Here is a 533-nt window from a genome sequence, read left to right as displayed (position 1 = left end):
CTCTTGGTATGTACATAGGTGTTCAGGATACCGCTGGATCTTGCAGCATCCATCTCCGCACACAGGCCACCAATGTCCTGATTGTATTTCTCGTTCCAGTCCGGAGTTCCTTTTATCAACGGGCTAAATTCCATATCGTTTCAATCTCCTTTCAGACGTTCAGCAATAATTTGATGTACAGGCTTTCCGCATTCTCGAAGGTCAGCGTATAGATGCGGTCGCTGATCTTATGCAATGTGGGGCTGCCCAGCCTTGTAAGCTCCCGGATGGTATACACGGTCAGGGTATTGGCGTCCGGGTAGCTCTGACGGCAGGGACACTGCACCAGTTCGGAGCCGCCTGCCGGGCCATCCCCGGCCCCGCCCGCGCCTGCGGTATACTCCCCCATGAGCAGCAGCACATCCGGATAATCGCTCAGATCATGCCGGATCGTGACGAGCGGCCAGTCCGGGACGCTCGCCGCCAGATAATCCGCAAGCGGGACACCGTCCGGCATCAGTACCTGTCCAGCTGTGGTCAGCGGCGCATAGGGC

At 57.2% G+C, this 533-nt stretch carries 1 protein-coding gene; it reads right to left on the bottom strand.

The annotated features are described in order from the left end of the window. Positions 1 to 151: 151 nt before the first annotated feature. Positions 152 to 533: hypothetical protein (locus D5269_RS18245; RefSeq protein ID WP_199735805.1), on the bottom strand; the 382-nt coding region annotated here is incomplete at its 5' end.

The organism is Anaerotruncus sp. 1XD42-93, assembly GCF_009917605.1.
Taxonomy (GTDB): domain Bacteria; phylum Bacillota; class Clostridia; order Oscillospirales; family Ruminococcaceae; genus Anaerotruncus.
This window is presented reverse-complemented; position numbering and strand designations above follow the sequence as displayed.